The organism is Vibrio sp. 05-20-BW147 (genome assembly GCF_013369385.1).
Taxonomy (GTDB): Bacteria; Pseudomonadota; Gammaproteobacteria; order Enterobacterales; family Vibrionaceae; genus Vibrio; species Vibrio floridensis.
In genome coordinates, this window is the sequence record NZ_SZTO01000104.1 from 1 (window position 1) to 494 (window position 494).

General features: G+C 42.1%; 1 pseudogene. It reads right to left on the bottom strand.

The features are described 5' to 3' along the window. Window positions 1-8: 8 nt before the first annotated feature. Window positions 9-221: pseudogene (locus FC652_RS20795) on the bottom strand (hypothetical protein). Window positions 222-494: the final 273 nt, after the last annotated feature.

The following is a 494-nucleotide window of genomic DNA, read 5'->3' on the forward strand; positions in this document are numbered from 1 at the left end:
GCTAAAACTCAAAAACCTAAGATCAAATTGCTGATTAAGCCAACCGGCCTAACCTCTCGCTTACCCGAAAATTGATTGAGGCAACTCTCTTAATTTTCAGCGCTAAAGAATAAGTGTCCAAAAAACAGCGCCCAATGAAGCTAACTTGCCGACAAACTCGAAACCAACCAGCCGAGGGAACAAAGAAAACCATAAACCACTGATTTTACGTGATTAAGCATAACGCCCAATTAAGGGGTGAACAACGCCTTCCCCAAACCTAAAGCTTGTGCCATAAACACTAAATTTGAAGTAGAACCCAAAATGCCAAGCGTTGTGAATCCCTCTTAAATTGCTTGTTATGGCGCTACTCTACGTTATTTTCTTTAAGCCAACTATCCAAATTAGTTAACCCATGCTTCTTACGCCCCCTCGCGACATCAATCGCAAGAAACAGACCGGTAAACACACCAAAGAACAAAGACGCATACACCTGAGAAACAGAAAAACCCTGA